The sequence below is a fragment of the Mycobacterium sp. 3519A genome (genome assembly GCF_900240945.1).
Taxonomy (GTDB): Bacteria; Actinomycetota; Actinomycetes; order Mycobacteriales; family Mycobacteriaceae; genus Mycobacterium.
The window spans coordinates 1696676-1717126 of record NZ_OESG01000014.1 but is presented as its reverse complement, the minus strand read 5'-3'; the positions used below and the strand labels follow the sequence as shown (position 1 = coordinate 1717126).

20 protein-coding genes are annotated in these 20451 nt (G+C 64.9%); 7 read left to right on the top strand and 13 right to left on the bottom strand.

From position 1 onward, the window contains the following. Positions 1-3: 3 nt before the first annotated feature. A complete protein-coding gene (locus C1A30_RS29385) occupies positions 4-1131 on the bottom strand; it encodes a hypothetical protein (RefSeq protein ID WP_101951746.1) in 1128 nt (375 codons plus the stop codon). A gap of 85 nt (positions 1132-1216) precedes the next feature. On the opposite strand from C1A30_RS29385, the gene C1A30_RS29380 reads away from it, so the two are divergent. Together C1A30_RS29380 and C1A30_RS29375 are read left to right on the top strand one after the other, a co-directional pair. After that, a complete protein-coding gene (locus C1A30_RS29380) occupies positions 1217-2125 on the top strand; it encodes an IclR family transcriptional regulator (RefSeq protein ID WP_101951745.1) in 909 nt (302 codons plus the stop codon). A 93-nt stretch (positions 2126-2218) separates the two neighbouring features. Beyond that, a complete protein-coding gene (locus tag C1A30_RS29375; protein WP_101952961.1) occupies positions 2219-2614 on the top strand; it encodes a hypothetical protein in 396 nt (131 codons plus the stop codon). On the opposite strand, the gene C1A30_RS29370 is transcribed toward C1A30_RS29375, so the two are convergent. From C1A30_RS29370 to C1A30_RS29345, 6 genes are all read right to left on the bottom strand, one after another. Then, positions 2611-3318 (bottom strand): TIGR03943 family protein, encoded by a 708-nt coding sequence (locus tag C1A30_RS29370; protein WP_101951744.1) that lies wholly within the window; start codon positions 3316-3318, stop codon positions 2611-2613. The genes C1A30_RS29375 and C1A30_RS29370 overlap by 4 nt on opposite strands. Further along, positions 3315-4265 (bottom strand): permease, encoded by a 951-nt coding sequence (locus tag C1A30_RS29365; protein WP_101951743.1) that lies wholly within the window; start codon positions 4263-4265, stop codon positions 3315-3317. The genes C1A30_RS29370 and C1A30_RS29365 overlap by 4 nt, the downstream gene beginning before the upstream one ends. Positions 4266-4333: 68 nt before the next feature. After that, on the bottom strand, positions 4334-4717 hold the full coding sequence (locus C1A30_RS29360; protein WP_235010250.1) for a hemophore-related protein: 384 nt from the start codon (positions 4715-4717) through the stop codon (positions 4334-4336). Between the two features lie 94 nt (positions 4718-4811). Next, the gene (gene dmpG, locus C1A30_RS29355; RefSeq protein ID WP_101951741.1) at positions 4812-5864 is read right to left on the bottom strand and encodes a 4-hydroxy-2-oxovalerate aldolase; all 1053 of its coding nucleotides are present in this window, start codon (positions 5862-5864) and stop codon (positions 4812-4814) included. Continuing rightward, positions 5861-6778, bottom strand: a complete 918-nt coding sequence (locus C1A30_RS29350; protein ID WP_101951740.1) for an acetaldehyde dehydrogenase (acetylating) — start codon at positions 6776-6778, stop codon at positions 5861-5863. The genes dmpG and C1A30_RS29350 overlap by 4 nt, the downstream gene beginning before the upstream one ends. Before the next feature lie 12 nt (positions 6779-6790). After that, entirely contained in the window at positions 6791-7576 is a 786-nt protein-coding gene (locus C1A30_RS29345) for a 2-keto-4-pentenoate hydratase (protein ID WP_101951739.1), read from the bottom strand. A gap of 84 nt (positions 7577-7660) precedes the next feature. On the opposite strand from C1A30_RS29345, the gene kstD reads away from it, so the two are divergent. From kstD to C1A30_RS29320, 5 genes are all read left to right on the top strand, one after another. Continuing rightward, on the top strand, positions 7661-9343 hold the full coding sequence (gene kstD, locus C1A30_RS29340) for a 3-oxosteroid 1-dehydrogenase (RefSeq protein WP_101952960.1): 1683 nt from the start codon (positions 7661-7663) through the stop codon (positions 9341-9343). Beyond that, positions 9343-10203: a MaoC family dehydratase gene (locus C1A30_RS29335; RefSeq protein ID WP_101951738.1), complete on the top strand. Its 861-nt coding sequence runs from the start codon at positions 9343-9345 to the stop codon at positions 10201-10203. The genes kstD and C1A30_RS29335 overlap by 1 nt, the downstream gene beginning before the upstream one ends. 371 nt (positions 10204-10574) lie before the next feature. After that, complete coding sequence (locus tag C1A30_RS29330; RefSeq protein WP_142392682.1) at positions 10575-10979, top strand: hypothetical protein; 405 nt, start codon at positions 10575-10577, stop codon at positions 10977-10979. 116 nt (positions 10980-11095) lie between these two features. Beyond that, the gene (locus C1A30_RS29325) at positions 11096-12973 is read left to right on the top strand and encodes a DUF4012 domain-containing protein (protein ID WP_369974189.1); all 1878 of its coding nucleotides are present in this window, start codon (positions 11096-11098) and stop codon (positions 12971-12973) included. Positions 12974-13266: 293 nt separating this feature from the next. Further along, positions 13267-14190 (top strand): MPT63 family protein, encoded by a 924-nt coding sequence (locus C1A30_RS29320; protein ID WP_101951736.1) that lies wholly within the window; start codon positions 13267-13269, stop codon positions 14188-14190. Between the two features lie 740 nt (positions 14191-14930). Here C1A30_RS29320 and C1A30_RS29310 read toward each other — a convergent pair. From C1A30_RS29310 to C1A30_RS29285, 6 genes are all read right to left on the bottom strand, one after another. Continuing rightward, complete coding sequence (locus C1A30_RS29310) at positions 14931-15686, bottom strand: hypothetical protein (RefSeq protein WP_235010248.1); 756 nt, start codon at positions 15684-15686, stop codon at positions 14931-14933. Positions 15687-15761: 75 nt separating this feature from the next. After that, positions 15762-16928 carry a lipid-transfer protein gene (locus C1A30_RS29305; protein WP_101951733.1) on the bottom strand — a complete coding sequence of 389 codons (1167 nt, stop codon included), beginning with the start codon at positions 16926-16928 and terminating at the stop codon, positions 15762-15764. Then, a complete protein-coding gene (locus tag C1A30_RS29300) occupies positions 16928-17344 on the bottom strand; it encodes a MaoC family dehydratase (protein WP_200828462.1) in 417 nt (138 codons plus the stop codon). Before C1A30_RS29300 ends, C1A30_RS29305 begins: the two co-directional genes overlap by 1 nt. Next, positions 17326-18285: a bifunctional MaoC family dehydratase N-terminal/OB-fold nucleic acid binding domain-containing protein gene (locus C1A30_RS29295; RefSeq protein WP_101951731.1), complete on the bottom strand. Its 960-nt coding sequence runs from the start codon at positions 18283-18285 to the stop codon at positions 17326-17328. Before C1A30_RS29295 ends, C1A30_RS29300 begins: the two co-directional genes overlap by 19 nt. Beyond that, on the bottom strand, positions 18282-19445 hold the full coding sequence (gene fadE29 / locus C1A30_RS29290; RefSeq protein ID WP_101951730.1) for an acyl-CoA dehydrogenase FadE29: 1164 nt from the start codon (positions 19443-19445) through the stop codon (positions 18282-18284). The genes C1A30_RS29295 and fadE29 overlap by 4 nt, the downstream gene beginning before the upstream one ends. Beyond that, the gene (locus C1A30_RS29285; protein WP_101951729.1) at positions 19430-20443 is read right to left on the bottom strand and encodes an acyl-CoA dehydrogenase family protein; all 1014 of its coding nucleotides are present in this window, start codon (positions 20441-20443) and stop codon (positions 19430-19432) included. Before C1A30_RS29285 ends, fadE29 begins: the two co-directional genes overlap by 16 nt. Between the last annotated feature and the right edge of the window lie 8 nt (positions 20444-20451).

Here is a 20451-nt window from a genome sequence, read left to right as displayed (position 1 = left end):
CGTCTACCCCACCATCCTGTGTCCAATTTGCTCCTGGCGCTGGGCGATTCGCGCACACCAGTCCGGCTCGGAGATCTTGTTCTGCTCGTAGTAGGGCAACGCCCCCGGTGCCTCGTCGAAGTCCACCACCTCGGCGGTCGGCCCGTCTTCTGCTGTCAATTCCCGCGATACCCGCTGCCACCGGAACTGCAGGTAGCCCCTGGCGTGGCCCAGCGTCTCCACCCAGTTGGTGATCCCCGGGTTGCGGTCGGCGACCACGATCCGGATCTTTCCGTCCGGATCGGCCTGCGCCTGAGTGCCGTTCAGCGAGGTCTGGTGATTGATGTAGTCCAGCGAGATGTACCACAGGCTGCCCAGCTGGAAACCGAGATAGGGCGCATCAGGCACGGGAAGCGTGATGACCATGGCCTGGTCCGGCCCCAGGTCGAAATGCCCGACGGACGAATACTGGGTGGCCAACCCGCCGGGGGTGAGCCTGGGCGCCACCAACGTGTTGACCGGGATGTTGTTGTAGAACCACTGCGGGAACTGCAGCCAGGTCTTGACGCGCTGCACCAGCTGCTTTCCTGCTGTGGCGTAACGCTTTTCGATCAGCTCGCGGGTGAGCGGCGGGGGTGCGCTGCCTGCGGTGTCGAGACGTTTGATGGCAAAGGATCCACGCTGGGCCGACCAGTCGTTGTAGACCTCCCTGATCACCAACTGCGACGGTGTGTCGGGACGGAACCGCCATTCGAAAGTGCCGTCGGGCGCAATGTCGAGTTTCCGGTCGTCGAAAGCGGTTTCGCTGTCGGGCACCACCTTGTCGGTGTACTCGCCGCCGAGCAGTTGGAAGCTGACGTCGGTAGTGGTGCCGCGCTTCCCGGTGACGACGTAGTCGTGGCCGGGCAGCACCCTGGTGCCGAAGTACAGCGTGTCGGGATTGTCGAGTCCCATCTTGGTGAACGGGCCCGTACCGCTGTGCAGGAACGGGTGGTCGCGGTCGTAGTCGAACGCGACGTGGGTGCACGCCGCGATGCAGCCCGCCAGGTACTGCAGACCCTCCAGCAGGTCGGCTTCGGATTCGATGTGCGGCGCCTCGGCCACCAGTCGCTCGGCCTCGGCGATCGCGTCGTTCAATGGCTGCGAGAACACGTACTCGAAACTAGAACGCGTTCTACCCAGAGTCAATATATCGACCAGTTCGGTACATATATGGAACGAGAGGTAGCCTGGAGCGGTGCCTGTCCCCGAGTCCACCGGCCGCGCGTCGCCACCGACCGAACGGGTGGTCCGCATCCTGGACTTCTTGGCCGCGCATCCGGAGGAGCGGTTCGGGCTCTCCGATCTCGCGCGCAGGCTCGGACTGAGCAAGCCGACCTGCCTGGGCATCGTCACCTCGCTGACCGAGGCCGGCTACCTGGTGCGCGACGCGTACGACAAGACCTACCGACTCGGCCCGTCGCTGATCACGCTCGGTCACAAGGCACAGGAGTCGATGCGGGTCAGCCCGGCAGCCCGGGACGAGTTGCGCCGTCTTTCGGGACGATTCGGTGTCACGGCCGCCCTGTCGGGCGTGATCGACGACCGCATCACGCTGCTCGAACTGGTCGCGCCGCCCGGCGCGCGGCCGGGTGTCGAGGTGGGGCAGAGTTATCCCTTCGCTCCCCCGGTCGGGTTGATGTTCGTGCTGTGGGACGACGAGGCCGAACGCGATTGGCTTGCAAAGGAACCGACGCTGCCGCTGAGGACGAACAGCGACAGGATGAACCGGGTGATCGCGGCGTGCCGCGCCGACGGCTACCTCGTCGAGCGCCTGACGCCGGGTGGGCGACGACTGTATTCACTGATGGCCGGCGTGTCGAGCAACCTGCCCGACGAACTGCGCGCGTTGCTCGGCGAATTGGTCTCCGACATCGGCGAACGGGTCTACCTGCGTGACGAGAACAACACTCGCGGCAGGGCACGCCATGACATCAGCGTGATCTCCGCTCCCGTCTTCGACCACTTTCAACGCCAGGTGATGGTGGCGTCCATGCACATTGGAAAGCCCTTGACGGACAACGAAATCGGCGAACACGCGGGTGCGCTTGTGGACACTGCCGACGCGGTCACCAAACAGTTGGGCGGGGTCAAGCCCGCTCGGTGAGCGCGTTTGGCACCGCGGCACCACGGGTACGCCAGTGAGACGTTGGGGGGTCTTCACATGAACGACAAGTCGTAGTTGGACAAGGAGTTCGACATGAAGATCAAGAAGATTTTCGCTGGTGCCGCGATGGCGGGCGCACTGGGTATCGGGGCAGTCGCCACGGCTGGCGGCGTCGCGCAAGCGGACCCCAAGCCGTGGCCGCCGCCGATTCCGCCCATTCCCGGCGACGTCGTGTGGTTGCCGGGTGACCCGCCGGGACACAACCCGTGGGGTCCACCCGGACAGGTCAAGAAGAACCCGTTCACCCCGCTCTACGGGGTGCCTCCCGGCCATTGGGACGATCCGGTCGCCTTCGGGTTGCCCGCCGTGTGGCTCCCGCCGGATATCGACGGTGTGACGGTGCCGCTACCCGTGCGGTTCAATCCCGACTTCTCGGGTTGGGGCGTCTGGGTGAATCCTGACTGGTTCATTCCGCTGCCACAGGTCTAATAGGCGTACGTGTTGGCGGGCTTGTCCATGCGAGTCACCTGCGAAACCGTAACCGTCGGAACGAAATTGGTTGACAGCGCGGACGATCCCGGCACCACGCTGCCCTCTACCCGCAGCCAAGTGTCCTGCGGGTAGCGGGCGGCTTCATCGGCTGCGGGGCCGGACAGGTGGACCCGGGCCAGTTGTGCGTCCGCCGCGCAGCACACGATGACGACGCGGCCGAGGTCGGTGCCCTCCGGGTAGTGCAGCGTGAACCCGGTCAGCGTGATGAGGCGGCGGTCGAGGCTGTTGGTGGAGTCGGCCGCCGCGCGCATCATCACCTCGGGAATGGACACCACAGGGGCCCGTCCTGCCGGCAACGGCGGGAACGCCCGCTTCGGCGGTGCCGACGCCGCGACGGCCTCTGGCGCGGTGCCCTGCGCCCCCAGAGGCGGCGGCACCACGAACGACGTCAGCGCGATCGGCACCAGCAACAGCCACACCAGCCAGGGACGATGACTGTGCCCGTGATCGTCCTCGGCCGCCCCGTGGCGCAGATCGTGAACGATTGACGCGACTGCAAGCGCGACCAGGACCACGGCCGCGGCGATCAGCCACGGCAGCAGTGTGGGCCGCACGAAATGCAGATAGCTGCCCTTGACCACCATCACCAGGGCGCTGAGTCCGACGAGTAACACGACGGTGTGCTGCGTGCCCCGACTCACCGCGCACCTCCGAGGAACACCAGGCCGACGCCCGTCGCGACCAGCGTGGCCACGACGAACGTCGCAGGCCCGAACCGAATCGCGAAGGGACGGCCGAACATCCCCGCCTGCATCGCTGACAGCTTGACGTCGACGGCAGGCCCGACGACCAGGAACACCAGTCGTGGCAGCAGCGGCAGCATCGTCAGGCTGGCGGCGACGAAGGCGTCAGCTTCTGAGCACAGCGCCAACACGACGGCCAATGCCGCCATGGTGATCACACCGGCGATCAGGTGGCCCGCGAGGTGTCCGAACACCCACGCGGGCAACGCAACTCGTAACGCTGCGGCAGCGGCGGCGCCGAGCACCAGGTAGGAAGCGGCCTGGAGAAAGTCGTGTCGGGCCGCTTCAGTGAACACACTCCAACGGGACGCGTCGCTGTCGTGCGGCGTCGGCAGGCGGCGGGTCACCCATTCGGCGCGTCCCCACCGCAGCCACACCAGCCCCATCACCACGGCGGTGATCAACGAGGCAACGCAGCGGGCCAGCACCATCGCCGGCTGCCCGGGGAACGCGACGGCGGTAGCCACCAGCACCACCGGGTTGATCGCGGGAGCCGACAGCATGAACGTCAGCGCGGCCGCGCCGGAGACGCCATCGCCGAACAGCCGCCGAGCCACGGGGACCGAACCGCATTCGCAGCCCGGCAGGGCGGCACCGCCGACCCCTGCGGCGGCGACGGCCAGCGCGGGCCGTCGCGGCAGCCAGCGCGAAAGTCGCTCGGCGGACACGAAAGCCGCGATCAGCCCGCTGATCACCACGCCGAGCACCAAAAACGGCAGCGCTTGGACGAACACTCCGCAGAACACCGTCGCAGCCACGCTGACATTGACGTTTCCCGCAACAAAGGCACTCATCGCGCCGGCCGACAGGGCCAACGCGATGAGCGATGCGAGCAAGACCTCCATGGAGCCGATCCGCCGACGGCGGTCGGTGGGGACGGTGATCACCGCCCCATCTTGCCTGCGCTACCTGACTAGAGCGTCTGCAGAATCTCAGAGATCGGTGTCGGTGTCACCGTGACACCGCACTGGCCCAACAGGTCGCTGGCCGGCTGGTTGATCGCCTGCAACTCGTTGGCGACCTGAGGGTTGGCCTCGAAGTACGCCTGATAGGCGGTTTCGACCTGATCGGTCGGCTGCTTGGCGATCTCCGTCAGCTCCTGGTTGGTCTGCGGATGGGCAGCCAGATAGGCCGCCGTACTGGCCGACACCGAGCTCGCGGTGGTCGCGATGCCACTCTGGCTACACGCGTCAGGGACAGCGTTCGCGACGGGTAGGACGATGGCCGCCGATCCGAAAGCCAACAGGCCACCGGCGAACATTCCGTAAAGGCCGCGTCGCACGGTCGTGGCGGACATATGCATCGAATCACTCCTTCGGTCTGCGGCGCAGAGCCGCACCAAAGGCCTAACCGGGATGCCGGGGTGGCTAAACACCCGCAGGTCGCCGCAGCTACTTGGCGGCAGCCTTGTCCTGTTCGCGCTTGATCTCGAGCGCGATGTCGATGAGCTGATCTTCCTGGCCGCCGATCAACTTGCGCTGACCCGCCCGGTGCAACAACTGATGGGCAGGTACGCCGTAGCGCTCGGACTGGCGGATGGCGTGCTTGAGGAAGCTCGAGTACACCCCCGAGTAGCCCATGATCAGCGCGTTGCGGTCGAGCAGGCATTCCTGCGGCATCGCGGGCGCCACGACCTCCTCGGCGGCGTCGGCGATGTCGAAGAAGTCGATGCCCGTCTTCACGCCGATCTTGTCGAAGACGCCGATCAGCGCCTCGACCGGGGCGTTGCCCGCGCCTGCGCCGAACCGGCGGCATGACCCGTCGATCTGCTTGGCGCCCGCGCGGACCGCCTCAACGCTGTTGGCGACGCCGAGGCCGAGGTTCTCGTGGCCATGGAAGCCCACCTGGGCGCCGTCGCCGAGTTCGGCGACCAGCGCGGCCACCCGGTCACGCACACCCTCGAGCACCAACGCGCCAGCCGAGTCCACGACGTACACGCACTGACATCCTGCGTCGGCCATGATGCGCGCCTGTGCCGCAAGCTTTTCCGGCGTGATGGTGTGCGCCATCATCAGGAAGCCGACCGTCTCGAGACCGAGTTCGCGGGCAAGCCCGAAGTGCTGGATCGACACGTCGGCCTCGGTGCAATGGGTGGCGATCCGGCAGATGGTGCCGCCGTTGTTCTGCGCCTCTTTGATGTCCTCCTTGGTGCCGACGCCGGGCAGCATCAGAAACGCTATCTTGGCCTCTTTCGCGGTCTCGGCCGCGAGCTTGATCAGTTCCTGCTCAGGCGTTTTCGAGAACCCGTAGTTGAAGCTCGACCCGCCGAGGCCGTCGCCGTGGGTCACCTCGATGACCGGCACGCCGGCCTCGTCGAGCGCCGAAACGATTGCGCGCACTTCGTCTTTGGTGAACTGGTGGCGCTTGTGGTGCGAGCCGTCGCGCAGCGACGTATCGGTGATGCGGATATCCCACACCGGGTTGAAGAAGATGTCGGTACTCATGCCTGGCCTCCTGCCGTTGCGGCGAGACTCTCCTTGGCGATTTCCTCGCCGACCTTGGTCGCCGCCGCCGTCATGATGTCGAGATTTCCCGCGTACGGCGGCAGGTAGTCGCCCGCGCCCTCGACCTCGATGAAGGTGGTGACCAGATGGTTGCCGCCGTTGACCACCGACGGCTCGTCGAACTGTGGCTCGTTGAGCAACCGGTAGCCCGGTACGTACGCCTGCACCTCGGCGACGACGTCCTTGATCGACTGGGTGATCGCGTCGTGGTCGGCGTCCTCGGGGATGGCGCAGAAGATGGTGTCGCGCATGATCATTGGCGGTTCAGCCGGATTCAGGATGATGATCGCCTTGCCCCGCTTGGCACCACCGATGTTCTCAACGCCCGCGCTGGTGGTCTTGGTGAACTCGTCGATGTTGGCCCGCGTACCCGGCCCGGCCGACGCCGACGACACCGACGCCACGATTTCGCCGTATGGCACGTCGACGACGCGGCTGACCGCGTACACGATCGGGATCGTCGCCTGGCCGCCGCAGGTGACCATGTTGACGTTCGGGGCGTCGAGGTGCTCACGAAGATTCGCGGGCGGAATCACGCCGGGTCCCACCGCGGCAGGTGTCAGGTCGATGGCTCGGATGCCTGCTTCGGCGTAACGCGGCGCCGCGTCGCGATGAACGTATGCACTGGTCGCTTCGAACACCAGATCCGGCTTGTCGCTCTGGGCGAGCAGCCAGTCCACTCCCTCATGCGAGGTCTCCAAGCCGAGCTTTCGGGCCCGGGCCAGACCCTCGGACTCCGGATCGATGCCGATCATCCAGCGCGGCTCCAGCCACTCCGAGCGCAGCAGCTTGTAGAGCAGGTCGGTGCTGATGTTGCCCGATCCGACAATCGCCACGGAGGCCTTGTGAGGCATTAGTTCTCCCTGCTACTCGAAACTCAGTCGTACAGAACCTAACCCGGCGAAGTCCGCAACGAAATTGCTGCCGGGCGGTGCATCTATCGCACGTGTGCACGAGCCGGGTAACACGATGTCACCGGCCTTCAACCGCACGCCGAAACCCTCCACCTTGCGGGCCAACCAGGCCACCGCGGTCACCGGGTTGCCGAGCACCGCATCGCTGCGACCCTTGGCGACGACCTCACCGTTGTTGGTCAGCACCGCGTCGATGTTGCGGATGTCGATGTCCTTCGGCGAGACCCGCGCTTCACCAAGGACCCAGCCTGCGGAGGAGGCGTTGTCGGCGATGGTGTCGCACAACTTGATCTTCCAGTCGGTGATGCGGGTGTCGATCAACTCGATCGACGGCGCGAACGCGGCGGTGGCGGCGAGGACGTCGTCCTCGGTGCACCCGGCACCTGGCAGGTCGTCGGCGAGGATGAACCCGACCTCCACCTCGACACGCGGGTAGAGGTACTTCGACGACTTCACTGGCTTGTCCTCGAAGACCTGCATCTCGTCGAGCAGGTGACCGTAGTCCGGTTCGTCCACGTTCATCATCTTCTGCATGGCCTCGGACGAAAGGCCAACCTTGTGTCCCACTACGCGGGCACCTTCGGCGACCCGCTGGCGAATGTTGATCAGCTGGATCTCGTAGGCGTCGACGACGTCGATATCGGGGTTTCCGTCGGTCAACGGGGTGATCGGGACGCGGCTGCGCTCGGCTTGGGCGAGGTCGGCGGCGAGCTGTTCACGTACCTGAGCGCTGAGCATCTAGGCTATGCCCTCTCTTGGTCCACTCGTTTCTTCGACCGGCGCAGTTGTGGGTCGGCCGGGCAATTCTATAACGTGTTCTACATGACGGGTCAGGAGTATGACGTCGTCGTGGTGGGAAGCGGCGCCGCCGGCATGGTTGCCGCCCTCACCGCGGCCCACCAGGGACTATCAACAGTAGTCGTCGAGAAGGCGCCGCACTATGGCGGTTCTACGGCGCGCTCGGGCGGCGGCGTGTGGATCCCGAACAACGAAATCCTCAAGCGCGACGGTGTGACAGACACCCCCGAGGCGGCCCGCAAATACCTGCACACGATCGTCGGCGACGTCGTCGAACCAGAGCGCATCGACACCTATCTCGAACGCGGCCCGGAGATGCTGTCCTTCGTGCTGAAGCACTCACCGCTGAAGATGTGCTGGGTGCCCGACTACTCGGACTACTACCCAGAGACGCCGGGTGGACGTCCCGGCGGCCGATCCATCGAACCGAAGCCGTTCGACGCCCGCAAACTCGGTGCCGACGAGTCAGGCCTGGAACCGCCGTACGGCAAGGTTCCGCTCAATGTGGTTGTGATGCAACAGGATTACGTGCGACTCAACCAGCTCAAGCGTCATCCACGCGGGGTGCTACGCAGCTTGAAGGTGGGCGCCAGGACCATGTGGGCCAAGGCCACCGGCAAGAACCTCGTCGGTATGGGGCGCGCGCTGATCGCCCCGCTTCGGATCGGCCTGCAGCAGGCGGGCGTTCCGGTGCGACTGAACACCGCGCTCACCGACCTCTATGTCGAGGACGGTGTGGTCCGCGGGATCTACGTCCGTGACTCGACGGCGCCGGAATCGGCTGAACCAGAACTCATTCGCGCGCGTAGGGGTGTCGTTCTCGGCGCCGGCGGCTTCGAGCGCAACGAACAGATGCGGGTGAAGTACCAGCGCGCGCCGATCACAGCGGATTGGACCGTCGGCGCCATGGCCAACACCGGCGACGGCATCGTCGCGGCCGAGAAACTCGGCGCGGCGCTCGACATCATGGAAGACGCCTGGTGGATTCCGACGGTGCCGCTGGTCGGCGCACCGTGGATCGCGTTGTCGGAGCGTAATTCGCCGGGGGCGATCATGGTCAACATGGCAGGCAAGCGGTTCATGAACGAATCGTTGCCCTACGTCGAGGCCGGTCACCGAATGTACGGCGGCGAGTACGGGCAGGGGCCGGGTCCCGGTGAGAACATTCCCTCGTGGCTGGTGTTCGACCAGCAGTACCGCGACCGGTACATCTTCGCGGGACTGCAACCGGGACAACGTATTCCGAGCAAGTGGCTGGAGTCCGGTGTGATCGTCAAGGCCGACACCCTCGACGAGTTGGCGAAGAAGGCGGACCTTCCTTTCGACGCGTTGAAGGCGACCGTCGACCGGTTCAACGGCTTCGCCCAGTCGGGGATCGACGAGGACTTCCACCGCGGCGAAAGCGCCTACGACCGCTACTACGGCGACCCGACCAACAAGCCGAACCCCAATCTCGGCGAGATCAGCCATCCGCCGTACTACGCGGCCAAGATGGTGCCCGGCGATCTCGGCACCAAGGGCGGCATCCGCACCGACGTGCACGGCCGCGCACTGCGCGACGACGGTTCGGTCATCGAGGGGCTGTACGCCGCAGGTAATGTCAGTGCGCCGGTGATGGGGCACACGTACCCGGGGCCGGGCGGGACGATCGGTCCTGCGATGACCTTCGGATACCTTGCGGCACTACACATTGCGGGGGCCAACTGATGCCGATCAACTTGGATGAGGCGCTGGGAGCCGAGCTCGAACCGGCCGAATTCTCCTGGACCAGCAGCGATGTCCAGCTGTACCACCTGGGACTCGGCGCGGGCGCCGATCCGATGGACAAGCGGGAGTTGCGCTATCTGACCGACGAGACACCGCAGGTGTTGCCGACATTCGGCAACGTCGCGCAGAGCTTCCATATGACCAAGCCACCGACGGTCCAGTTTCCCGGCATCGACATCGAGCTCTCCAAGGTGCTGCATGCCAGCGAGGCGGTGTCCGCACCGGGCCCGATCCCGCCCTCCGGCACCGGTATCGCGGTGACCCGCTTCACCGACATCTGGGACAAGGGCAAGGCCGCGGTGATCTGGTCCGAGACGACGGTCAAGGCTCCGGACGGCACACCGCTGTGGACGCAGAAGCGGTCGATCTTCGCGCGCGGCGAGGGCGGTTTCGGTGGTGAACGCGGTCCGTCGACGCCATCCGAACCCCCGAACCGCGCAGCCGACTTCGAGCTGTCCATCGCCGTGTCGCCGCAGCAGGCGTTGTTGTACCGGATGTGCGGCGACCGCAATCCGCTGCATTCAGACCCTGACTTCGCCGCGGCAGCAGGGTTCCCGCGTCCGATCCTGCACGGTCTGTGCACGTACGGCATGACGTGCAAGGCCATGGTCGATGCGCTGCTGGACGGGGACACGTCGCGCGTGGCCAGTTATGGCGCCCGGTTCGCGGGTGTCGTCTTTCCCGGCGAGACGCTGAAGGCAAGCGTCTGGAAGTCAGGCGACGGCTTCACGGCCGTCGTCACCGCGCCGGCACGCGATAACGCGGTGGCGCTGGCCGGCGTGGAGCTGATTCCCGCATAAAACGACCGCCTTTGATGCCGAAGCCGGTTTAGTTGCGTCGGAAAATTGCGGCAAACTCCTCCTGACAAGTTGCCGAAGCCCGGCCAGCGCTCGCGCGGCTGAGCGCACGTCATTGACATCGCACTTTCTCGTTGAGCGGCCCCAGTCACGGTGCCTCGGCTCCATAGCGCGGCTCACCCCCGGTTAAGCGCAGGCGAACGCTGACTGCAGATTCACCAGAAGTTCGCTGACGGAGACGTCGAATTTCATCGTCCGAACGACCGACACAGTTGCTGGCAAACGCCGAAATACTATGAATCTGGAGGTTGACACGCTATTGTGAGGTCTGCGAAGCTAGCAGAGACTTCCACGGAGGAAAGGCAGGGGGAGCCATGAACACGATTGCTACAAGGCTTCAAGTTACGACAGCGGCGGTCGCTGTCGCGGCGGCGGCCAGCCTAGTGCCAGTTGCGGCGCAGGCGGCCCCCCAAATCTCGGCGCCCACCGCGCCGATCACGCAGGTTCTCAGCGAAATACCGCTGGGACCGGCGACCATCAGCGATTTCAGTTTCTTCTTCTTCGGGCCGACACCCGCTCCGGGCAGCAGTACACCGCTCGGAACCAGGGCGACGCCACTCGGGAGCTTCACCCTTAATCTCCCGATCATCGGACCGCTGATCCTTGCACCGATCTTCAAAGCCTTGGGGATTGCCGGCAAGACGTTCTGCGTAGCGGGACTCGGAATTTCGTTCGGGGGCTACGGCAGCATTACGGGAAGTGCGAGCGTCGGCTGCTAGTCGCTCCGTCCAACAGCTAGTAATCGCAGAATCGACCGCTCGACCCCGTCGGGCGGTCGATTCTGCATTTGCGTAATTGTCAACGCAAGGACCCAGCGCGAGAGGATGCTGTCCGAGTGGCAGACGAAGACGAAGGCTACGTGCCCGAAACGGATGGAGACGATCCGGAGGACAGCGCCGAGTCGGAGCCGACAACACGGCGGCGGCTATGGCCCAGTGGTAAGCGTGGTCTCGCATTGGCGGGGCTGTTGCTGTTGGTAGTCGTCGCGTTTGGCGCATGGTTGGGGATCGAAGCCACGCATGCCAAGTCGAGTCTCGAAGAAGCGCGCGGCAACGCACAGAAAGCCAAGGAGGCGCTGTCGAATGGCCGCACTGACGAGGCCGCCAAATTGGTCGACGCAGCGATGTCCGACGCCCAAAGCGCCAGGGATGCGACTCATTCGCTGCCGTGGAACGTCGCGTCGGTGGTGCCTTGGGTAGGCAGCCCGTTCAAGACGGGACAACAAGTGTCAGATGTCGTGTTGGGTCTGACAGTGGACGTCTTGCGGCCCTCTGTGAATGTCGGTGAGGCCATCACCCCGACCCGCGTGCTCGCCGACGGTCGTCTCGATGTGCAACTTTTGCGCACCGCTGCGCCCCAACTGAGCGAGATCTCCAAGGCGGCAACCAGATTGGGCGACCAGGCCGGCGCGATATCCGAGCCCGGTTATCTGTCGGTGATGCGCGACGCACGTAGCGCACTGCAGGCGCAAACGTCCGAGCTGTCCAACCTTCTCGATCACGCTTCCCTCGCCGCGCAGCTCGCACCCTCGATGATGGGAGCCGACGGCCCGCGCAGTTACTTCATGGGATTCCAGACCAACGCGGAAGCCCGTGGCACCGGCGGCCTTCTCGGCGCATTCGGCATTCTCCGCTTCGACAACGGCAAACCGAACGTGGACACCTTGGGCAGTAATAACGAGCTGACCATGCCGTTCGCCCCGCTTGATCTCGGTCCGGAGTTCGCAGCCAGATACGGATTCATGCGTCCTACGACCGATTTCCGAAACAGCAATTGGAGTCCACATTTTCCGTATGCAGCCCAGATCTGGAAGTCGATGTGGGAGCAGCAATCCGGAACGACGGTCGATGGCGCCATCGCGATCGATCCTGTTGCGCTGAGTTATATTCTCACCGCAGTGGGGCCGGTGACATTGCCCGACGGCGAGGTGGTCACGAAGGACAACGTGATCGAACTCACCGAATCGACGGCCTACATCCGTTTTGCCGCTGATAACGACGCGCGCAAGCAATATCTCAAGGATGTCGCTGCCGCGGTCGTCAGGAAGATGACCGAGCCACTGTCGTCCCCGCGTGAGCTACTCAATGCGTTGGGCCGAGCGGCCAGCGAAGGGCGTATCGCCATTTGGAGTGCATTGCCTGCCAATCAGCAACTGCTTGAAAAGACCCCACTGGCGCATGTAATTCCGGATGATCCCGCGCCGTATGCCCAGGTGGTGATCAACAATTTGAGCGGTAACAAGATGGACTACTACCTGACTCGGTTCATCGATTACACCGCAGGCGCGTGCGATTCCGCGACGAGAGACTCGACCGTCACGGTCCGGCTGACGAATACGGTACGCGATGAGCAGTCCTTGCCGGAGTACGTCATCGGTCAGCCGGGGATCGCGGAAGGGATCGACGTCAGCCAATTGCCGAAGGGTTCCGACGTACTGTCGGTCAGTGTTGTCGCAACGAAAAATACGGTCGCGCGCGGCGTATTGGTGAATGGTGCGAGGACGCTCTACTACAAGGGCAAGGATCGCGGTCACCCGACCTTCGAAGTGCAGTTGGCCGTTGCGCCGCAGCAGACTGTCGAAGTGAAGTTTCAACTGACGGAGCCGACTTCTCCCGGCGCAGCCCGCGTTCCGGTTCAGCCGCTGCTGGACAGCATCAAGCCGGTGGTGTCTGTGCCCGAATGTTCGGGATCAGCCGTACAACCCCCGGCGTAACTGCTGCAACTGACGCCGAGCATAGCTGTTCGGCTCCCTGGCAATCATCTTCGATCCCCGATGGATTGGAGTTGTCACGTTGATCGGCGCCCGCATGGATAGTGAGAACAGCGCGTGAACTTTGCTGCTCCATTTCTCGCTGGCGCCGGCACGCGCCAACTCAGTCCCGCGAATCAGCTTGTGCGCGTGGGGCTACCGTGCGACGTCCACAACTGCGGCCTAACCTGATAGCTTCCTAGGGAACCAAGTGCACGAGCCTTGAACGCGTAGGTCGGATGACTCAGGAGCACACCATGAAGATCGGCACCCCCACGACTCTTTTGAGCGCCGCCGCTGCCGTCGCAACCGCAGGCGCGGTCGCCTTCGTCGCAGCGCCGCTGTCCTCTGCCGAGGACGTCACCGCGACCACGGTCGGCAGCCAGGCGAAGCTCGTTGACGGCAACGTCATTCAGGGCTGGACGATCACCGACCTACGGCCGAGTTCAGATGCGATTCCTTACCCCGTCGCGGGCACCTTGTGGGAGGCCACCGCTACCGATGAGGCCATCCAAGGTTCTGCCACCCCCATCGTTTCCAACCTGAACGCCCGCGCGAAGAGCGGCGAGAACTACCGCGTCCTGTTCGGTGTCGCGACGCCGCAGGGCGTCAACCCCGCGACGCTCGCCGAGGGCGAAAAGACCACTGGCAAGGTGTATTTCGACGTGACCGGAGATGCGCCCGACGCTGTCGTCTACAACGCGGGCGGCCAGGATCGTCTCGCCTGGGCGCAAGCGGCGCCAGCGCCTCGCAACCAGGGTTCCTCGCAGTGGACGCCGCCGGCGCGCAGCCAGGTCTCACCCGCGCCTGCCGCCACCCCAGCGACTCCGACGCCCGCCGCCGTTGAAGGCGCCACCCCGACCACCACCGCTGCGCCCGCTCCTGGCGCACCGATGCCCGCGTCCGCCGAGGCTGTTCCGGGAGCCCCGCTACCCGCGGGCAGCCAGGGCACGCCGTTGCCGGCAGGCTCCGCGGGAACGCCACTTCCCGCGGGCTCGCAGGGCACGCCGCTGCCGGAGGGTGCACCGGCGGCCGCCAGCGTCGAGGGTGCCCCGCAGCCTGCAAGCACGAAGACCACGCCGTTGCCTGCGGGCAGCCAAGGAACTCCGGTCACTCCGTCCGCGGCGCCGACCGCGCCCGCAACGCCGGTGACGACGGTTCCGCCGGCACCAACCGCCTGACCACCAGGCCGGGCAGGTTTACCCTGCGGCCTTCCGCAGCGGCGCGGCGGCACGAGACGTCTTGGCCGCCGGACAGTTTCGCAGGTGCGCGCCGATGCAGTCGTGCAACTCCGGCGCCTCGGCGACAAAACGAGCGTCGAGGTCATCGGCACCGGATCCGACCGACGGTGTATCAGCGATTCTGAGTGGGACAGACAAAGTCGCCCCGCATCCGGCGGGACACTTGACCGCCAAGACGCCTGGCGGTTTGAGCACGTCCGCGGTCTCCGTCGAGACCATTGGAATGCCCGGTTCGCATCCGCATTGCGAGGCGTGCATGAGTGCGTCCAGTTTGGCCGCTGACAACATCAAGCGCGGTTTACCCCGCCACCCACAGGAGCACATCGCTCGAGCCCTGTGCCGCGGCTGGCATGCGACGACGACGCCTCTGCCGCCCTCAGAAGTCCCCATGGCGGCCAGCTCACTCTCCGGCAACGGCTTTCGCGCGGCCATTGCGCTCGCCCCCCTTCGCCTGGCGGGCCTGGTATCCGCCTGTGGCGTAGCTCACATCAGCCTACGATTTGCCAGAATTGACGTCAAGCTACCTACCACTTGCGCCGGGGCGGGTCGCGAGCTACCCCTACCCGCGCTAATCTCGGCTGCTAACAGGCAGGTTCTCACTCGTAGTGATAAAAATGTAAACCGTACGACGGACGCGCTGATCCACGGCGCAGACCGACAGATTGGTTGCTAGCGCAATCTCATGAATGAGATGACCACCACGCGTAAAGCTCGTCGAAGGTCGGGGCTCGCGGCCCCGCCTGGACCGCACTGACCAGCAGCCTGGCCTCATCTGTCCAGGCAACCATCGGGCGATCTCCCTGAAGCCCGCAGAACAACGTTCCGCTGATCTTGTCGGGAGTGGCGTTGCGACGCCACGGACCAGGCGACTGAATGTTGCCCGGGCAATTGACTCTTGTTGCGGCCCCAATGATGTCGCTGAATGCGCGGTCGAGCGCGTCTTTGTCAGCCACCAGGCTGTAGGTGCCCGAAACCGGTCCACCGGGGTCGGAGTTGGTATCGCAATTGACCTGTGCGAGCGCGCCTTTCGGCTCGGCGATCGGTTTGCATGAACCCTCCGGATAGCCGGCGGGAAGTAATCGCATCAACGCCAGGACGTGCGGGTCGGTTTCAGCGGAGGCTGAGGTGCTTGCGTGCTGGCTGGCGCCCGACGAGGCCTCGGAAGATTCGTCCGATGGCGTCACCAGCCACCAAATCAATGTCGCCACTGCGGCGATCACCACCAGGCCGACGATGCCGAAGAAGATCACCGGCTTGCGGTTGTTCTGTATCTGGCGGGGATTCACCGTCAGGGGTGCGTCGAACCGGCCCGCCCAGGTGTTGGCCGCAGGCCCCCAGCCGTCGTCCTCCGGTGTCGGCTCAACGACTTGTAGTGGACCGGTGTCGGCGTCGTCCGGCCCTGGTTCGTCGGGCGACGGGCCTTCCGTCGGGTGCACGTCACAACCCCCATGAATCGCTTCGGCGAGTCCAGCGGTACTGAGGGTAGTAGACCCGCAGCGCGGGTAGCGAGGTCAGCCGAGAATCAGGCCTGATGTCGGGACGCCGGTGCCCGCGGTGACGAGTACGTGCTCGACGTCGTCCACCTGGTTGACCGAGCTGCCCCGAAGCTGGCGTACGCCTTCGGCGATGCCGTTCATTCCGTGGATGTAGGCCTCGCCCAGCTGACCACCATGGGTATTGATCGGCAGCCGCCCACCGATCTCGATCGCACCGTCTGCGATGAAATCCTTGGCTTCGCCCTGCCCGCAGAACCCCAACTCCTCCAACTGGATCAGGGTGAACGGGGTGAAGTGGTCGTACAGCACCGCGGTCTGGATATCGGTCGGCTTCAGCCCGGACTGCTGCCACAGCTGCCTGCCGACGAGCCCCATCTCCGGCAGGCCCAACTCCTGGCGGTAATAACTGACCATCGAATACTGGTCCGGGCTGGCGCCCTGCGACGCCGCCTCGATGATCACCGGCCGGTGCTTGAGATTCTTGGCCCGCTCGGGTGACGTCACCACGATCGCGACGGCGCCGTCGGTTTCCTGACAACAGTCGAGCAACCTCAACGGTTCAGCGATCCACCGCGAATTCTGGTGATCCTCAATGGTGATCGGCTTCTCGTAGAAGTAGGCCTTCGGATTCCTGGCTGCGTGTTTGCGGTCGGCCACCGAGACAGCGCCGAAGTCTTTGCTCGTCGCGCCCGACAGATGCATGTAGCGCCTGGCGATCATCGCCACCTGCGCCGCAGGGGTCGACAGGCCGTGCGGATACGAGAACGAGTTGTCCACACCTGTCGAGTCGGCGTTCTCGACCAGCCGCATCTGCACCTGACCGAATCGCGTTCCCGAGCGTTCGTTGAAAGCACGGTATGCGACAACGCAATCCGCGACACCGGTCGCGACCGCGATCGCCGCCTGCTGGATGGTGGCGCAGGCCGCCCCGCCTCCGTGATGAATCTTGGAGAAGAATTTCAGCTCGCCGATGCCGGTCGCCCGCGCCACTGCGACTTCGGTGTTCGAATCCATCGTGAACGTCACCATGCCGTCGACATCGGCAGCTGTCAGACCCGCGTCGTCGAGGGCATCGAGCACCGCCTCGGCCGCCAGTCGGAGCTCGCTGCGGCCGGAGTTCTTCGAAAAGTCGGTGGCGCCGATGCCGACGATCGCCGCCTTCCCGGACAACTGGCCGGCCATCAGGCGTCTCCGATCGTGAGTGACGAGGTGGCGATCACGTGGTCGCCAAGGCTGTTGCTGCCAACGATTTTCAGGGTTATCAGGTCACCATCGACGGCCGTCACCTCACCCTTGAACGTCACCGTGTCATAGGCGTACCAGGGCACCCCGAGGCGTAGCGAGATCGACTTGATGACGGCCTTCGGGCCAGCCCAGTCGGTGACATACCGCTGCACCAGGCCGGTGTCGGTGAGGATGTTGACGAAGATGTCCTTCGACCCCTTTGCCTGCGCCTTGTCGCGATCGTGATGGACGTCCTGGTAATCGCGTGTGGCGATCGCCGTCGACACGATAAACGTCGGGTCGCCGTACAGCGACAACTCGGGCAGTTTCGTGCCCACCTCGACCGTCGGCGCGCTCACTTGTCCGGCACCCATGCGTACAGCGTCCAGGCAGGACCTGACTCGCCTTCGGGAAAGTCGATATACGTTGCGCGGACGGGCATTCCGATCTCCACCTTGGCAGGGTCCACGTTGCGGAGCTCACCAAGCATCCGCACTCCCTCTTCGAGTTCGACGAGCGCGATGACGAACGGTAGCGTGCGGCCCGGCACCTTCGGTGCGTGATGCACGACGAAGCTGAACACCGTGCCCTTGCCGCTCGCCACCTGATACTCTATGGCTGCGTCCTTGTCCTGCCAGATCGCAGGCACCGGCGGGTGTTGCAGGCTGCCGTCGGGCCTCTTCTGGATCCGCAGTTCGTGCGCATTGACGCCGTCCCAGAAGAACTTGGTGTCCCTCGACGATGCAGGCCGCATCATCGAGGCCGCATCGAGATCCTCGGGCACCTGAGCGCCTGCGGTCTTCTCGGCCGGCCGGAATTTCATGATGCGCCACATCATTTCAGCGACGTCCTCGTCGCCCACCTGCCAGGTGATCTTCTGGGTGATGAAGAACCCTTCGCCGAGCGCGGTTTTCTTCGGGCCGACGACATCGGTCAGCTCGGCCAGCACGCTGACCTCTTCGCCAGGGCGCAGATACCGGTGATAAGTCTGCTCGCAGTTGGTGGCGACGACGCCGAGGAAGCCTGCGTTGTCGAACAATTCCATGATCTTCGTCAGGGGGTCGTCGGCAGGCCTGCCCCCGCCGAGACCCGCCATCGTCCACACCTGGATCATCGCAGGCGGTGCGACGATGCCGGGATGGCCTGCCGCTTTGGCGGCGTCCTCGTCGACGTAGATCGGGTTCTTGTCCCCCATCGCGTCGAGCCAGTGGTCGATCATGGGCCGGTTGACCGGATGGCGTCCGACCCGCGGCTTGCTCTTGCCCTCGGCCTTGACCTTCTCGGCCGCCGCCTGGATTTCCTCGATCGCGCTCACCTGGGGACCCTCGGCACCTTGAGACCCGACGCCGCAATCATCTCGCGCATCACCTCATTCACTCCGCCACCGAATGTGATCACCAGATTCCGCTTGGTCTGGCTGTCCAACCACTTCAACAGCTCGGCCGTGTCCGGGTCGGCAGGATCCCCATACTTGCCGACGATCTCCTCGGCCAACCGCCCGACGTATTGAATGCGCTCGGTGCCAAACACTTTCGTCGCCGCCGCATCGGCGACATTGATGTCCTCACCCGCCGCGGCCACCTGCCAGTTGAGTAACTCGTTGATCCGCCAGATCGCGTGGATCTCGCCGAGCGAGCGGCGCACGTCCTGCTGGTCGATGGGTGTGACGCCGTTGCTGCCTGGCTTGGAGGCCCAGGCGTGGATGCGGTCGTACATGCTGGCGAACCGGCCTGCAGGACCCAGCATCACGCGTTCGTTGTTGAGCTGCGTGGTGATCAGTCGCCAGCCACCGTTCTCCTCGCCGACCAGCATGTCGGCGGGCACTCGGACATCGGTGTAGTAGGTGGCATTGGTGTGGTGCGCACCGTCGGACAGGATCATCGGGGTCCACGAATAGCCCGGGTCCTTGGTGTCGACGATGAGGATGGAGATTCCCTTGTGCTTCACCGCTTCCGGATCGGTGCGGCACGCCAGCCAGATGTAGTCGGCGTCATGTCCGCCCGTGGTGAAAACCTTCTGCCCGTTGACGATGTACTCATCGCCCTGCCGAACAGCGGTGGTCCGCAGAGAAGCGAGGTCAGTGCCCGCCTCCGGTTCGGTGTATCCGATCGCGAAATGCACGTCACCGGCGAGGATCGCGGGCAAGAACTTCTTCTTCTGCAGATCGCTGCCGTACATCTGCAGCGTCGGTCCGACGGTCTGCAGCGTGACCGCGGGCAGCGGCACGTCGGCTCGATGCGCCTCGTTGACGAAGATCTGCTGTTCTATCGGACCGTAGCCGAGCCCGCCGTATTCCTTCGGCCAGCCGACGCCGAGCTTGCCGTCGTTGCCCAGCCGCTTGATCACTGCGCGGTAGGCCTTACCGTGCCGATCGGCCTCCATCTCCTTGTACTCGTCAGACGAGATGAGGCCGGAAAAGTACTGCCGCAGTTCGGCTTGCAGCTGACGCTGCTCGGGGGTCAGTTCGATGAACATTGCGCTCCCACCAGCTCGAGACGATGCGACGACCCGCCCACCAACCGGGTCAGGTCCTTGATGGTGGAGTAGTAGCGGTCCATCGGGTAGTCGATGTCCATGCCCATGCCACCGTGCAGGTGATGGCAGATCTGCATCACCGGTGGCGCTTGTGAGGCCAGCCAGTAGCCGAGCACGTCGAGGTCGTCGTCAGCGTCACGGCCCTCGGCAAGCCGCCACACCACCGAGGTCGCCGCCAATGTCAGTGTGCGCGAAGCGATGTAGACCTCTGCGAGCTGTGCGGCCACCGTCTGGAACGTGGACAGCGGCTTGCCGAACTGATGACGGTTGGCCACGTAGTCTGCTGTCAGCCGCAACGCACCAGCCACGAGGCCGGACGCAAATGCGCCGATCGCGGCCAGCGCCAACTGGTTGACCCGGTGCGGTGACGACCCGTCGAGCACGCCGTCGACCTCGGCGCCGGTGAACGTCACGGTATATTCGTCGCCCTTGTTCGACGACGGGGTCTTGGTCAGCTGGACACCGGCTGCCTTGGGCGACACCACGACGACGGCGTTGTCGGCCGTCACGATGATCCACTCCGCTTGTTGCGCATAGGGAACCGCGATCTTGGTGCCGTTGAGTTTGCCGTCCGCAAAGGTGACCGACGGCCGGTCGGGAAGCGGTGCGCCTGCTTCGTTGAGTGCGGCCGTGAGCACCGAACCCTTTGCGACACCGGTGAGGTAGCGGTCCTGCTGCTCGTCGGACGGCAGATCGAGCAACACCGCGGTACCCAACCCGAGCGTGGCCAGCGCCGGGCTGACGGTGCCGTGCCTGCCGATCTCCGTCAGCGCCGTCGCGATCTCGGCCAGTCCGACGCCGTCACCGCCGAGACGTTCGGGCACCGCCAGCGCCGTCACGCCCCCTGCGACCAGTGCGTCCCAGCTGTTGTCCCGGTCCAGCACCGACGTCACCACATCGGCGACAGCCAGCTGTTCCGGATTCGGTGTGAAATCCACCCGACTCC

Bases quoted from the DNA above. Each gene is read 5' to 3' on its own strand.
- C1A30_RS29375 (WP_101952961.1), top strand. From the start codon at position 2,219: ATGAAGATCAAGAAGATTTTCGCTGGTGCCGCGATGGCGGGCGCACTG.
- C1A30_RS29365 (WP_101951743.1), bottom strand. From the start codon at position 4,265: ATGGAGGTCTTGCTCGCATCGCTCATCGCGTTGGCCCTGTCGGCCGGC.
- C1A30_RS29360 (WP_235010250.1), bottom strand. From the start codon at position 4,717: ATGTCCGCCACGACCGTGCGACGCGGCCTTTACGGAATGTTCGCCGGT.
- dmpG (WP_101951741.1), bottom strand. From the start codon at position 5,864: ATGAGTACCGACATCTTCTTCAACCCGGTGTGGGATATCCGCATCACC.
- C1A30_RS29350 (WP_101951740.1), bottom strand. From the start codon at position 6,778: ATGCCTCACAAGGCCTCCGTGGCGATTGTCGGATCGGGCAACATCAGC.
- C1A30_RS29345 (WP_101951739.1), bottom strand. From the start codon at position 7,576: ATGCTCAGCGCTCAGGTACGTGAACAGCTCGCCGCCGACCTCGCCCAA.
- kstD (WP_101952960.1), top strand. From the start codon at position 7,661: ATGACGGGTCAGGAGTATGACGTCGTCGTGGTGGGAAGCGGCGCCGCC.
- C1A30_RS29335 (WP_101951738.1), top strand. From the start codon at position 9,343: ATGCCGATCAACTTGGATGAGGCGCTGGGAGCCGAGCTCGAACCGGCC.
- C1A30_RS29330 (WP_142392682.1), top strand. From the start codon at position 10,575: ATGAACACGATTGCTACAAGGCTTCAAGTTACGACAGCGGCGGTCGCT.
- C1A30_RS29320 (WP_101951736.1), top strand. From the start codon at position 13,267: ATGAAGATCGGCACCCCCACGACTCTTTTGAGCGCCGCCGCTGCCGTC.
- C1A30_RS29305 (WP_101951733.1), bottom strand. From the start codon at position 16,928: ATGGCCGGCCAGTTGTCCGGGAAGGCGGCGATCGTCGGCATCGGCGCC.
- C1A30_RS29300 (WP_200828462.1), bottom strand. From the start codon at position 17,344: ATGGGTGCCGGACAAGTGAGCGCGCCGACGGTCGAGGTGGGCACGAAA.
- fadE29 (WP_101951730.1), bottom strand. From the start codon at position 19,445: ATGTTCATCGAACTGACCCCCGAGCAGCGTCAGCTGCAAGCCGAACTG.